Consider the following 12,775-nt stretch of genomic DNA (forward strand, 5'->3'; position numbering starts at 1 on the left):
GGACCGCCGGTCAGGCGGGCTTGATCGCCGTGACCGCGGTCGCGGTGACCTTGTTGTCGCACTCGGCGAACACACCGTCCGACAGGGCGACCTGGTGCGCCCCGGACCCGGTCAGGCCGACGACCAGCGTCGGGAACGCGACGGGCTCCGCGCCCGACACGCAGTAGCCGTCGGCCTCGCCCTGCACCTGGACGAAGGTCAGCTTCACCCATGCCTTGCCGCCCGGCGCGACCCGCACGCTCGAGGCGGACCCCACGGGCGTCACCGTCAGCGGCTTGTTGTGCTCGGGCGAGCCGTTGCCCGCCCCGGCCACCGACGGGTGGCCCTTGAGGGTGCACGCCTTTCCGGAGGTGTTGGTGAACTCGATGATCGCCGCGCCGGTGCCGGTGCCGTCGGGACGGTCGGCGGCCTGGTACGCCGTCGCTTTCAGGGCGGTGGCCGCACACCTCGGCGCGGTGCCGGCCGACGTACCGGCCGACGTGTGGGACGCAGGGGACGCAGGGGCGCCGGCAGGGGTGGACGTGCCGCCGCCGGAGGACCCAGCGGTCGTCGGGGCGGAGGCCGTGGGGGAGGCGGCCGCGGTGGTCGGGGACGACGACGGCGTCTTCGCCGTCGGCTCGCCGCCGCCCGACTGGCACGCCGACAGCGACGCGGCGGCTGCGAGCGCGGCCAGCGCCGTCGCGGTGACGCGGATGGTCTCTCGGTACTGCATGGGATCCCCCGATGTCCGAAGTGCACAGGTCGACCGGCTCCGAGCCGGTGCTCACGAACCTAGACAGGGCCACCTGACCGGGGGTTCCCCTGGGGGACGGCTGTGACATGGCAGTGACAGGAAGCGGGCCGGATCGGCACGGAATCCCTGATCGGGGGCCCGGCGGCGAACCGCCGGCGGCGTGCCGTGCGAGGTGGCGGCTGGGATCGTGGTGGGGAGGGCTACCTGTGCCGGCCGCTGGGAGGCGGACATGACGGTGAACCGTATCGGCCTGGTCGTGCACGGCGGGCGGGCGGAGGCTGTGGCCGCCGCGAGCACCGTGCGGGCGTGGTGCGCCGAGCACGCCGTCGCGTGCACCGACATCGACGTGTGGCAGGAGGGCGAGCGGCACAGTGCCCGGGAGGAGCTCGACACCGCGGGCGATCCGGACCTGATCGTCACCCTGGGCGGCGACGGCACCTTCCTGCGCGGTGCCCGGCTGGCTGCCGAGAACGACGCCCTGATCCTCGGCGTCGACCTGGGGCGGCTGGGCTTCCTGACGGAGGTGCCCGCCACGGCGGTGCGCGCGGCGCTGGACGCCGTACGGGAGGAGCGGATCACCGTCGAGAGCCGGATGCTGCTCACCCTGCGGGCCTCCTGCCGACTGGAGGTGCCCGAGAACCTGGAGGCGATGATGCGGTACGGCCGGGGCCCGATGCTGCCCCCGCCCCGGGTCCGCGTGGAGTGCGAAACCGGAGACGACTGGGGCGTCGCCCTGAACGTGACCGCGCTGAACGACGTCGTCCTCGAGAAGCTGGCCAGGGACCGGCAGGTGTCGGTCGGTGTCTATCTGGCCGGGCGGCTCCTCGCGTCGTACTCCGCCGACGCGCTGCTGGTGGCCACGCCCACGGGGTCGACCGCGTACAGCTTCGCCGCCGGCGGTCCGGTCGTCTCGCCCCGCGCGGAAGGCCTCATCTTCACCCCGGTCGCCCCGCACATGACGTTCAACCGCTCGGTCGTGGCCGCTCCGGACGAGCCCATCGCCCTGCGCGTCCTGGAACGCTCGGGCCAGGCCGCCGTCAGCATCGACGGACAGGTGCGCGGGGTACTCAACCCCGGGGACTGGATCGGCGTGTACGCCGCTCCCCGCCGGCTCAAGGCGGTCCGGCTGGGCCCCATGGACTTCTACGGCCGGCTGCGCGAGCGCATGAACCTCACCGACGCGCCGGCCGCGCTCGCCGACGGGGACGCCGCTCCGCTGTGGCCGGTACGGACGCCCCCGCCGGTCGACCTCGCCCACCTCGCCCTGCCCTCCGCTCCCGACGCGTCCCGTCGGATTCCATAACGGAAGGTTTGGTTCCGTGACATCCGTCACGCCACCTCCGAGGACTAGGCGTGCCGGATAGTAGATCCCGCCCTGGCGACATATGGGATTTGTCCGTCTTGGTGCGGACACCTTCCACGACCGGCGTGACGACATTCCCCCGGGTCGGGCCTTTCGCCCGTTTTCCGAAAGCCATGGGGTTTCTGACGGGGCGACAGCTCTTCCCATAGACGCAACAAGAGGGACGAGCACGCGCGCATGCCCTTGGCAAGGGCCTCCGACGTCTACGAAGCAAGGTAGTATGAATGGCCTTTGCGCTCCCTTTGAAGCCCTTCTAACAATGACGGCCCGCAGGAAGTCTCCGCAGTTCAGGAGCGGAGTCCGCGCCGGGGCGGCCGCGACGGGCCGCGCTCGGCGACTACCGGTGAGGTCACGCATGGCGAAGCATCGCAAGAAGCAGCACTACCGGCGAGTGGTCATGGCCGCTGTCGTCCTGGGCGCCGTGGGCGTACCGTCCGTCGCCATGGCCTGTTCCGGCTGGCCGGACAACGCAGAGAACCAGGCAGGCGGCGCCGGGAACCACGCGGCCCAGAACTGGCAGTACCACGCCCACCGCCATCACCACTGGGATCACCACTGGAACGGCGTCGCGTCCGGCCGGCCGACTCCGGCGGCGTCGCAGACTCCGACCGCCTCTCCGAGCCCGCACAAGACCATCAAGCCGAAGCCGAAGCCCGCCGCGACGCACAGCGCCCCCAAGGCGACCGGCCCCGCCTCCGCCGCTCCCGTCTCACCGAGCACCCCGAAGCCCACCGCCACCGCGTCCGGGGTCGTCGCGCGCATCGTGGCGCTCGTCAACGCCGAGCGCAGCAAGGTGGGTTGCTCGGCCCTGACCCTGAACGCGACCCTGACCAAGGTGGCGCAGGCCCACAGCCAGGACATGGCGGCCCACCAGAACATGTCGCACACCGGGTCCGACGGCTCCTCCCCCGGCGACCGGATCACGAGCGCGGGCTACACCTGGAGCACCTACGGCGAGAACGTCGCCTACGGCTACACCACTCCCGAGCAGGTCATGGCGGGCTGGATGTCCAGCCCCGGCCACCGGGCCAACATCCTCAATTGCTCGTTCAAGGAGATAGGCGTCGGCCTGGCCCAGCCCAACAGCTACTGGACCCAGGACTTCGGCACCGCCCGCTAGTACGGCAACGGCGGTTGTGCTCATGGCTGGGCGGCTTCAGGGGCTGTGTCCGCGTTGTTTGCAGCTGACCTCGACGCGTGCCCACTCGTCGATCCGTCGGCCATGAGCCCCGGCGCCGCATCAGCGCGCTCGAGTTCGGCGACACCGCTCGCGGTCTTCCCTTCAGGGAGGTCCTGGGAGCCCGCGGCTGTCGCGGCCCGCGCAGGGAGCGGGTTCCAGATGAGGCTTGTCGTCGATCTCAACCGGCGCCAGGGATACGCGCAGTACGTCTTTGTCGCCCCCGACGTCTTCGCCCTGCACGGCGGATGAGGCGCTGCGGTTCTCCCCTCGCTTCGATGAGGGGCTCGTGACCGGGTGGAACAGGCCGCGCTTGCCCGGTCCGGGCCATCCTCGTCGAAACGAGCACCTGAGATTCTCCACCGGAATCCGCACCTGCTTCGGCGCCCCGCTCGCCCGGACCGAAGCGAAGCTCGCCCTGCCGGAACTGTTCCGCCGGGTCAAGACCTTCCGGCTGCTCCAGGAGCCGCCGACGTGCCGCGCCAACGCCGTTGGGCGGCACGGCCCGTTGCGGCAGAGGAGGATCCATGAGCGTTGAGCCGTCGACGGGGAGCACTCCCCGCGACCCGGCGCTGCTCGGACAGCCCCCTCGTCGTCATCGGCGGGAGCTCGGGCATCGGACTGGCGACCGCCAGGCACGCCCGTGCCGAGGGTGCCAGGGTGGATTCTCACCGGACGGGACCCCGAACGGCTGCGCACCGCGGCCGCGGAGGTGGAAGCGCTCAGCATCGCCGCCTTCGACGCCGACGACCCGGCGCGGCTGGAGCGGTTCTTCCAGGAGCTGCCGATGAGCGTGCGCCGTGTGGGCATGAGGTAACCCCTTGTGGGTCGGGCCATGGGGACCGTAGAGGGGGAAGGGGGATTCGGCAGGTGCGCGGCGGGGCGGGTTCGGTGAGGGGTACGGGCCGGTGTTGGCTGCGTTCGATGGTGACGCGGGCGTGCAACGGGGGCCGGGTGGGCAGACGTTCGTGGGGTTCGGTGACCATGTCTGACGATGTAGGTGCGGTCAACCGTTGGCCTGCGCCGGATTCCTCGGCCGGCTGGGGATGGCTCCCATCCGGGCGAGGCGCCTGGCCACGAGGGTGACGGCGGCCAGGTGATCAGGGTCTCGGAGTGCTGGATGTCCTTCGACATCCTGGAGAAGGTCCGTGTGCCCCGCATCGGGCCGGGCAGGCCCCGCATCCGGCCCGATCGTGTGCGCGCCGACAAGGCGTACGCCTCCCGGAAGAACCGCGCCTACCTGCGTCGGCGCCGGATCCGCTGCACCATCCCGGACAAGGCCGACCAAGCCCGCAACCGCAAGAAGCTCGGCTCGAACGGTGGCAGGCCGCCGAAGTTCGACCCGGAGGACTACAAGGCCCGGCACGCGGTCGAGTGCGGCATCAATCGCCTCAAGCGGCACCGGGCTGTGGCTACGAGGTACGACTGTGAGGATGATCGGGTGCCGCCTCGGGCGGTGGTCTGGCCCGAGGTACGACTGGCGCTGATGCCCTGAGTTTGATCTGCCGACCACCGCTCGAGGCGGCGCGTGCTGCCGCCGGACCGGTGGGCGTGTCCCGATAGGGGCCTTCGCGACAGGCACCGTCACAGTCCTGACCGCCACACCTGGACCGGCGTCGGCCACCCGTGTTCCCGAAGCGCTCAGGAGACAGGCAACCGTGCCCAGCATGACTCAGCCCACCCGTCCCCGTCACCACGCGCCCGAACCGATCGAAGATGTCGTGCTCGGCGTGGATACCCACAAGGACATCCACGTGGCCGCAGTGATCACCACAGCGGGAGCCCTGCTGGATACCCGCAGCTTTCCGACCACCGAGGATGGCTACCAACAACTGCTGGCCTGGGCATGTGCCTTCGGTCATCTGCAGCGGGCCGGCGTGGAGTGCACCGGCTCCTACGGCGCCGCACTGACGCGCTACCTGCACCGCGAGGGAATCACGGTTACCGAGGTCAACCAACCGGACAAGGCCACCCGGCGGCGACGCGGCAAGACCGACGCGATCGACGCCGCAGCCGCTGCCCAGGCCGTGCTCTCCGGACGTGCCACCGCCACCGCCAAGACCAGCGACAGCCCGGTGGAGGCCATCCGTATGTTCAAATTGGCCAAGGTTTCCGCGACCAAGTCTCGTTCGCAGGCGATCAACCAGCTCAAGGCCATCCTGGTCGTCGCCGAACCCGCCCTGCGCGAGACACTGACCGGCTTGAGCAATCCCAAACTCATCCGGACGTGCTCCGAGCTGGAGGCCGCCGACGACACCGCCCCGGCAGCGGCGGCCCGCCACACACTTCGGCTGCTGGCCAGGCGCATCCAGCATCTCACCGAGGAGATCAAAGACCTCACCGCACGGATCACCAGGGCAATCACCGTCTGCGCACCGCGGCTGCTGACCGCTACGGCGTCGGCCCGGACACCGCCGCCGCCTTGCTGATAGCGGCCGGCGACAACCCGGACCGGATGGGCAGCGAGTCATCCTTCACCGCACTCTGCGGCGTCAGCCCGGTAGAGGCATCCTCGGGTAAGTCCCAGCGTCGCAGGCTCAACCGAGGCGGCGACCGCCAGGCCAACTCCGCGCTCTACACCATCGTCCTGGCCCGCTTGCGCTGGGATGCCCGCACCCGCGACTACGTGGAGCGTCGTGTTGCCCAGGGCAAGACCCGCCGCGAAGCCATCCGCTGCCTCAAACGCTACGTCGCACGAGAGATCTACCAGATGGTCAGCCCACCCAAGTGCGCTGCGGCGTCAGCGCGTTGACATCCATAGGGGCATCAAGCTCGCGGTCCGATACGAAGCGACCGTCCTCGTCGCGGCCATCAACGAGTGGCTGTGACCAGCACTCATCCGAAGCCAGTTGGGACGGAAACGGAAGCGTCAGGAAGTCATGGCGGCTCGGTCGGACTCGCTGCGCAGAACGCAGAACTCGTTGCCTTCGGGATCGGCAAGGACCGCCCAGCCAGAGCCATCGGGATTCCGGAGATCGGCGACAAGGGTGGCACCGAGGCCCAGCAGCCGTTCCACCTCCTGTTCACGCGAGGTCTCTGGGCGCAAACACAGATGGATCCGGTTCTTGATCGTCTTGGGCTCGGGCACCTGGTTGAAGTAGAGCGCTGGGCCCTCCGCCAACAACACCTGGGTCTCCGGATCACCCGGTTTGTCCTCGGGATGCAGCGGACGGCCGGTCACCCTGCTCCAGAACCGGGCCAGCTCGTAGGCATCTGCACAGTCAATCGCCACGTTCTGCAATACCGAGACCATGCGCGCGAGCCTTCCTGATTTTCGCTCCAGACGCCACCGAGTTGCGCTCGCTCTTCGCGCGTACAGTTCGGGCACCTGGCAGCTCTTTCGATACACGCCCTAGGCGGAACTGGTGGTGCTGGTCGGCAGGGCCTGCTGATAGAGCGCCACCAGCACGCCGTGCAGGGGCTGGTCCTCGGCATTTTCCTCGGCCTCGTCGACCAGTTGGGCGAGGGTCTCGCCGAGTTCTCTTGCCTTCGCGGGGCTCAGACGCAGGTGGCGCAGTCTCAGGTGGGTCTCGGCGGGTGAGAGGTCCAGCTCCTGGGCGACCGCGGCGAGCATCGCGGCGGTGCCTGCCGCTTGGGGTTCGGCGACGACCATGTGGCGGGCCGTGCGCTGGTAGTACTGCTCGGTGCCGCCGCGGACCTGGCGGGTCTCGGCGATGTGGACCAGCCCGGCTTCGCGGAGGACTTTGAGGTGGTGGGCCACGTTGCCCTTCTTCGCGTCGAGGTGCGCCGCAAGCTGGCTGGTGGTGGCAGGCCGGTGGCCCAGGGCGAAGAGCAACCGCTGACGCAACGGGTGGGCGAGCGCCGCGAACTGCTCAGGCGCAACGATCTCCAGAACATCCTCAGGGGGTGGCAGATAAGGAGGCTGACCAGGCATACCAAAAGTGTCTAAACTCTTTGACGCTTTAGCAAGGGCAGTGCTCTACTCCCTGCCATGACGACTTCAACGAAGCTTCGGCCGGCCCCTGTCATCGACGAGACAGCCCGGCTCCTGATCGAGCACTACGTTTTCCCCGAGATAGCCGAGCAGCTCGCCGGTCTGCTGCAACGACGTCTCACCGAGGGCGCCTACGACGTCGACGACGCCGAGGAGCTCGCCAGTCTGGTCACCGCGGACCTGCAGTCCGTCAACGGCGACCGACACCTGAGGCTGAAGCACCACGCCGACCCGGTCTCCCCGAAGCAGGATGCGGCCACCCGGGACGCCATGCGCCGGGACTTCGACACCTCGCTGGGCGGTGCGCCCCGGGTGCAGTTGCTCGACGGAGGGGTCGCCGTGGTGGAGCTGGCACCGATGCTGTTCCCGCTGGAGTGGGCCGCCGAACCGCTGGGCGCCGCGCTCACCCTGGCCTCCCGCGCCCAGGCGCTGATCGTGGACCTTCGCGCCAACCGGGGCGGCGACCCGGACACGGTCGCCTTCGTCTGCAGCTACCTACTCGACGAGCGCACCCACCTCAACACCATGCACTGGCGCAACGGCGAGCGCAGTGAGCAGTCCTGGAGCCTGCCGCACGTTCCCGGCGCGCGCTTCGGCGGCAGCAAGCCGTTGTATGTGCTGTCCAGCGACAGCACCTTCTCTGCCGCTGAAGAGCTGGCGTACGACCTCCAGCAGCTCGGCCGTGCCGTAGTCGTCGGCGAGCGCACCCGCGGCGGCGCACACCCGTGCAGGGGCTGGACGGTGCACCCACACCTGGAAGCCACCGTGCCCGTTGGCCGCGCCATCAACCCCGTCTCCAGCACGAACTGGGAGGGCACCGGTGTGCAGCCGGACATCCCTTGCGCTGCTGCTGACTCCCTCGACCACGCTCACGCGCTGGCCCTCGCCCGACTGGCAGGCTGACCCGGTCCAGCTCATCGACAGCACTGCGCACAGCGCCTCCCCCGAGACACTGGATGTGGCTTTGTTCACGAGAACCGGCTCTGGTCCACTTCATGTGGTCGCGTGACTCTCGGTTACGCCAACAGGAGTCGTTTGCGCAGGAGATCGAATCCTGCGCGGCCGAACATCTGGCGCTTGAGCATCTTGATCCGGTTACATGACCCTCCACGACGCCGGAGTTCCAGGGCAGTGTGAGGCCGCGGTGACGGCGTCGAGGTCGCGTTCGAGGTGTTGGGCGAAGCTCCGGAGGCCAGGCAGTTCGGTGGTGGAGGTAGCCGCTTCGATCCAGGTCGGCAACTGGTCACCCTGGAGGTGAGCGACCATCTGCCCGAAGGAGCGCACGTGCTCGGCAAGTGCCGTCAGCTCGGGGCAATTGGCCAGGACGGCTTTGAGTTGGAGCCGGTCACCTTCGGGTAGGGCGTCGGGGTGGGTGAGGATCCAGCGCGTAACGGCCCGGGCTGACGGCGGGCGGGGTCCGACCGGTTGGGGTTTGCCGCGAAGCGTCCTGCTGACGTAGGCACGGACACTGGCGTAGCCGCGGAGATAGCCCTTTCCCCTGATCTCCCCCCACAGTTTCCAGGCGTTGGTGCAGCCTTCCTGCCAACGCTGATCGAGGTAGGGCTTGTAGTCATCGAGCCTGGTCGCACGGCTTTGCCACTGCCCGGTGAACATCTCCTCCGCAGTAGCGGCACGCGAGAAACGCAAGATCGTGTTGAGGGTCATCCCGAGCTGCCGGGCCTGATTGGCTCCAGCACAAGCAGTTCAGAGCCGGAACCGGGTGCCCCGTGGCGGCGTCTCTGCCGCCGCAAGTGGACGGCACCGTCGGCACCGACCATCTGAGGGAGCATCCGCGATGACCTGGAGAACCTGGAGAGCACTGATCGCGAGTCTGGCCGTACTCATTGGTCTGACCGCCGCCGGAACGTCACCCGCCTTCGCCGGCATAGATGCCCGTGATCCCTACATCGACCAGCACTGCGGCATAGACACCATCGGGAGCAGTAGGACGACCATCGCCGTACCCGTGGACCGGCTCAGTCTGAACCTGGAAGCCATCGGGCACGACCCCGCCGGGTCCAAGATCACCGTCGTCTACACCATCCCCGGCACCAGCAAGTACGGCACCCTCTTCGGCCAGTACGACCCCGTCAGGGGAAACGCCACCTTCAACTACACGATCGACTACCCACCCGCCGACTCGACGCTGAGCATCAGTTTCGAGATCGCCTGGACCGACGGCACCTACTACAGCAACACGCTGACGCGCCCCCTGCTCCACTGCACGCGGGACAACACGAGCGAGGTCGACAAAAGGTGGTGGCCGGACCTCGCCCCCACCACCGTCTTCCAGCAGTGCACCACCGTCGGCAAATGGCCGTTCTCCGTCCGCGCGGTGGACGTGACCGTGCACCGCTCGCACGACGGGCCCGGCCTCGCGGGAGTGCCGGTCTGGACCGACTACTGGATCCCCGGCAAGAAGGGCTATACCTCCGGAGCGTCCGGCACCACCGATTCCACCGGCGACGCCTGGCAGACGTTCAGGCTGGTCGCCCCGCCCACCGGCGCGGAACTCGACATCCTGTCGAGCTTCCGAGACTCCTCCACCTTCACCTACCCCGTGCACACCTGGGTTCCGATCGCCTGCTAACCGGACGGAGCGACTGGGACGTACCTTCCTCGACCCAGGAGAGGAGCGGCCGGCGACAAGGCCCCGTCCCGGCCGCAGTGACGATCAGCTGCTCAGCGGGGCGGCGCCTTCACAGACCTCTTCTACAGAGCGGCAGTTGATCGCTGTCCTCTGCCGCTCATAACGGTGGGGGGAAGTGGATTTTTGGCGCGGCCGTCCTCCTATCGGGTGTCGTCCTCGCCGTCGCCGATGACAGCAACAGCCCTGAAGAGACCGCCAAGATGCACGCGCGGGAACACAGATCTCGTCCTCCAACGGCGCATCGATGCCACCCGCCAGCTGATCGAATTCATGAAGTACTGCGTGGACAAGGGCGTCCTGCTCGACTTCTGCTGACTGTCCGGGATGCGGCTTGGCGCCGGTAATGACCGGCTCGTGCTCGTGCCTGGTGGCAACGTCGCCAGCCGGCCCAGCCGAGCCGGTGAATGACAGCGTGATTGCGCCGGGCGACGAGTGTGGTGAACAGTCGCTGGGTCTCGTTGCAGGTGAGCGGGATCAGTCCGTCCGGGGCGGGGTGCCGGGCGTGCTCGTCGGCCCGGACCACGGCGAGGAAGGCGTGGGCGAGCATGGCGAGGGTGACCCAGCGGGACCAGGAGGTGAAGCGGCGGACCTGACGTTCGTCCAGCCCGGTCAGGCCCTTTCCTGCTTGGAAGGTCTCCTCGACCCGTCATCTCGATCCGGCGACCCGCACCAGTGTGGGCAGAGGCACGGGGACGGGTGACCAGCAGTGGTAGTAGGCGAGTTCGCCGGTGGTGTGGCTGCGGCGGATCAATATCTGGCGGTGGCCGGTCCCGGGGGCGGTGAGGTCGATGACGGCTCAGTCGTAGAAGCGGTGTCCACCGGCGCCGGCCCCTGCCGACAGCCTCTGCCAGGCCCGTTGGGGGACCTTCGCAGCCAGCGCGTCCGCCCGGAACTTCCCGCCGGTCGTGGTGACTTCGGACGAGCAGGCAACGGCGAGCACGTAGCCGGCCCCGCGCTCCTCCAGCGCGGCCCGCAACCTCGGATTGCCGCCGTAGACCTCATCGTCCGCGACCCAGCCCGCATGGTGGCCGGCGTCCAAAAACCGGCTGATCATACGGGCGGCCAGCTCCGGCTTGGTAGCGAAGGCGATGTCCTCGTCCAGTCCGGCGGCCCGGCAGCGGTCCGGATCAGCGGTCCACGAGCGGGGCACGTAGAGTTCCCGGTCCACCGCCGCGTGCCCTCGGCGGCCCGCGTAGACGAGGTAGACCGCGACCTGGGAATTCTCGATTCTGCCCCGCAGTGCCGGTGTACTGGCGCTGAACGCCGACCGTGTAGGTGCGCTTCTTCAGGTCGCCGGTCTCGTCGACCACCAAGACCGTCTCGTCGTCGTGGAGGTGTTCGACGACGTAGTCGCGAACATCGTCCCGGACGGCGTCCGCGTCCCAGGAGGCACGGCACAGCAGATGCTGCATGCCGTACGGGGTGGCCTCTCCGGCCCACTCGGCGATCGTCCAGCAATTCTTGCGTGGTAGATCCGACAGGAGTCCGAGCACCAGCCGTGCCGTCCGTCGCCGCGGTTCGACCCGTGCGAAGCGGCCCGCCAAGCGCCTCATCAGGCTGTCGAAGGTTTCCTTCCAGCGGGCGGGTTCTATGGTGTGGCCCGCGGCCACCGTTTCATCGTCAGTCCACACAACTTGCGATGATCTCCGGTGGCCGCATCCATATGCGTCCCCTGTCAGTCCCGAACGAGACAGAACGGGTGACCTGCCGGGTCCGCGTAGATCCGCCAACTGCGCTTCTGGTCACCAACATCGAGCAGCGTGGCACCCAGCTTGAGAACCTCTTCCTGGGCCTGATCGAGGTCCGTGACCCCCAGGTCGAGGTGGAACTGCTGTGGCCGAGCAGGGTCTGGCCACCCGGGCGGCCGATGGTCTTCCACACGCTGGAAGGCAAGCACGAGCCCGGTGTCGGCGTGGAGGGTCGCCCAACCGTCGCCGAGCGACCACCGTGGGTCCGGCTGGTTCACCAGGCCGCCCAGGAGCGACTGGTAGAACCGGGCGAGCTCAAGGACATCAGCACAGTCCAACACGACACACTGCAGTTTGGCGATCACGAAGGGCAGCGTAGACCAGAGACAATAGGCCACTCCTGCAGCCCTGATCACGATCCACAGCCGGAGTATTAGGTGAAGATCAACAGTCATCCTGTGTACGGGATCACCGAAGTGGACCAGTTGTTTGCTGTTCGATTCTGGCGGGTGCGTGATGGTGGGCGCCGTGCGCTCCTGTGTCGTGTGAGGGCTGAGTTTGGTATCCGTGCTCTTATCGCCGAGTGATCGCCGGGATGGCCCGTGGCGCCCGGGCAGCACTCTGCCCCGAAAACCAGAGGTCGAGTGTGACGGCGTTGCTCCTCTCAATGCGGACCGTATGCGTCCTAAATGGGGTGCACTCTGAGGAGGCTGGCGCACCGGGCCCTGGAGCAGGGCGGGTGACGACTTCGACGTGCGGGCCCTGGCCAATCACCTTGTGGCCGGCAACCCCTACTACGTGATCCTCGCCCAAGGCGGCGCTCCCGACTTCTCCCTGTTCGCCCAGGACCACATCGGCGAGCGGCAGCCCGGGGAGGTCTATGTAGAGGGAGCCAAGGAGGTCCTGGCGGCCTGGCAGACCGACGGCGCGCTCGAGCGGCAGATGCCGCCGCGGCAGCCCGGCCAGCACCTGCCGCAGCCGCGGCACATCGACGTTCCCGCTGTTCAGCGCGTTGTGACCGCGCCGGTGCTCAGCCGCCAGCGTGAGGTCCGCCGGCATGGTCACCGGCCCGTCCGCGCACGGCAACGCGTCGGTCAGCTCGAACAGCGTGTCCCCGCGCACGGGCAGGCAGTCGAAGAATTCGAAGTGTGACGCCACCGCGCATGCTTCCCGCCGGACATCCGTCAAGTGCCTCTTTAGTCGGAGCAC

10 protein-coding genes and 4 pseudogenes are annotated in these 12,775 nt (G+C 68.5%); 7 read left to right on the top strand and 7 right to left on the bottom strand.

All coding sequences use genetic code 11. The features are described 5' to 3' along the window. Positions 1 to 10 precede the first annotated feature (10 nt). Entirely contained in the window at positions 11 to 712 is a 702-nt protein-coding gene (locus ACZ5DS_RS18580) for a DUF4232 domain-containing protein (protein ID WP_468239521.1), read from the bottom strand. A 250-nt stretch (positions 713 to 962) separates the two neighbouring features. Between ACZ5DS_RS18580 and ACZ5DS_RS18585 the strand changes: the two genes are divergently transcribed. The 5 genes and pseudogenes from ACZ5DS_RS18585 (at position 963) to ACZ5DS_RS18605 (ending at position 6,025) form a co-directional block, all read left to right on the top strand. Next, positions 963 to 2,036: an NAD(+)/NADH kinase gene (locus ACZ5DS_RS18585; RefSeq protein ID WP_468239523.1), complete on the top strand. Its 1,074-nt coding sequence runs from the start codon at positions 963 to 965 to the stop codon at positions 2,034 to 2,036. A 415-nt stretch (positions 2,037 to 2,451) separates the two neighbouring features. Continuing rightward, on the top strand, positions 2,452 to 3,216 hold the full coding sequence (locus ACZ5DS_RS18590) for a CAP domain-containing protein (RefSeq protein ID WP_468239526.1): 765 nt from the start codon (positions 2,452 to 2,454) through the stop codon (positions 3,214 to 3,216). A 709-nt stretch (positions 3,217 to 3,925) separates the two neighbouring features. After that, positions 3,926 to 4,090: a hypothetical protein gene (locus ACZ5DS_RS18595; protein ID WP_468239529.1), complete on the top strand. Its 165-nt coding sequence runs from the start codon at positions 3,926 to 3,928 to the stop codon at positions 4,088 to 4,090. A gap of 327 nt (positions 4,091 to 4,417) precedes the next feature. Next, positions 4,418 to 4,768 (top strand): annotated as a pseudogene (locus ACZ5DS_RS18600) (transposase); the annotation flags it as partial. A 163-nt stretch (positions 4,769 to 4,931) separates the two neighbouring features. Beyond that, positions 4,932 to 6,025 (top strand): annotated as a pseudogene (locus tag ACZ5DS_RS18605) (IS110 family RNA-guided transposase). Between the two features lie 117 nt (positions 6,026 to 6,142). On the opposite strand, the gene ACZ5DS_RS18610 reads toward ACZ5DS_RS18605, so the two are convergent. Then, on the bottom strand, positions 6,143 to 6,526 hold the full coding sequence (locus ACZ5DS_RS18610) for a VOC family protein (RefSeq protein WP_468240330.1): 384 nt from the start codon (positions 6,524 to 6,526) through the stop codon (positions 6,143 to 6,145). 99 nt (positions 6,527 to 6,625) lie between these two features. Next, complete coding sequence (locus ACZ5DS_RS18615; RefSeq protein ID WP_468239531.1) at positions 6,626 to 7,168, bottom strand: ArsR/SmtB family transcription factor; 543 nt, start codon at positions 7,166 to 7,168, stop codon at positions 6,626 to 6,628. 57 nt (positions 7,169 to 7,225) lie between these two features. Between ACZ5DS_RS18615 and ACZ5DS_RS18620 the strand changes: the two genes are divergently transcribed. Then, complete coding sequence (locus tag ACZ5DS_RS18620; protein ID WP_468239533.1) at positions 7,226 to 8,131, top strand: S41 family peptidase; 906 nt, start codon at positions 7,226 to 7,228, stop codon at positions 8,129 to 8,131. Positions 8,132 to 8,323: 192 nt separating this feature from the next. Here the strand turns inward: ACZ5DS_RS18620 and ACZ5DS_RS18625 are convergent, their stop codons facing one another. Then, on the bottom strand, positions 8,324 to 8,893 hold the full coding sequence (locus tag ACZ5DS_RS18625; protein WP_468239536.1) for a hypothetical protein: 570 nt from the start codon (positions 8,891 to 8,893) through the stop codon (positions 8,324 to 8,326). A 130-nt stretch (positions 8,894 to 9,023) separates the two neighbouring features. On the opposite strand from ACZ5DS_RS18625, the gene ACZ5DS_RS18630 reads away from it, so the two are divergent. After that, the gene (locus tag ACZ5DS_RS18630; protein WP_468239538.1) at positions 9,024 to 9,818 is read left to right on the top strand and encodes a hypothetical protein; all 795 of its coding nucleotides are present in this window, start codon (positions 9,024 to 9,026) and stop codon (positions 9,816 to 9,818) included. A 328-nt stretch (positions 9,819 to 10,146) separates the two neighbouring features. Here ACZ5DS_RS18630 and ACZ5DS_RS18635 read toward each other — a convergent pair. From ACZ5DS_RS18635 to ACZ5DS_RS18645, 3 genes and pseudogenes are all read right to left on the bottom strand, one after another. Continuing rightward, positions 10,147 to 11,431 (bottom strand): annotated as a pseudogene (locus tag ACZ5DS_RS18635) (IS701 family transposase). Positions 11,432 to 11,553: 122 nt separating this feature from the next. After that, positions 11,554 to 11,931 (bottom strand): VOC family protein, encoded by a 378-nt coding sequence (locus ACZ5DS_RS18640; RefSeq protein ID WP_468239541.1) that lies wholly within the window; start codon positions 11,929 to 11,931, stop codon positions 11,554 to 11,556. Between the two features lie 586 nt (positions 11,932 to 12,517). After that, positions 12,518 to 12,754, bottom strand: a pseudogene (locus ACZ5DS_RS18645) (NF041680 family putative transposase); the annotation flags it as partial. Positions 12,755 to 12,775 lie beyond the last annotated feature (21 nt).

The sequence above is a fragment of the Streptomyces sp. NPDC031100 genome, assembly GCF_055570785.1.